Annotated in this window: 1 pseudogene; it reads right to left on the reverse strand. The window is 53.4% G+C overall.

The window, feature by feature from the left end:
• Positions 1–114 precede the first annotated feature (114 nt).
• Positions 115–425, reverse strand: a pseudogene (locus BHE85_RS18725) (IS1-like element IS1X2 family transposase); the annotation flags it as partial.

Consider the following 425-nt stretch of genomic DNA (forward strand, 5'->3'; position numbering starts at 1 on the left):
CACAATAACTGCCGGAACTGCCTGCTCGTATAATGACTGCCCTGATCGCTGTGGAACATCACCCCGCCGGGCTTACCACGGGTTTCCCATGCCATTTCCGGTAATGACTCCAACTTACTGATAGTGTTTTATGTTCAGATAATGCCCGATGACCTTGTCATGCAGCTCCACCGATTTTGAGAACGACAGTGACTTCCGTCCCAGCCTTGCCAGATGTTGTCTCAGATTCAGATTATGTCGCTCAATGCGCTGAGTGTAACGCTTGCTGATAACGTGCAGCTTTCCCTTCAGGCGTGATTCATACAGCGGCCAGCCATCCGTCATCCATACCACGACCTCAAAGGCCGACAGCAGGCTCAGAAGACGCTCCAGTGTGGCCAGAGTGCGTTCACCGAAGACGTGCGCCACAACCGTCCTCCGTATCC

The organism is Shigella sp. FC1567, from assembly GCF_001743015.1.
GTDB classification, from domain to species: Bacteria; Pseudomonadota; Gammaproteobacteria; order Enterobacterales; family Enterobacteriaceae; genus Escherichia; species Escherichia coli.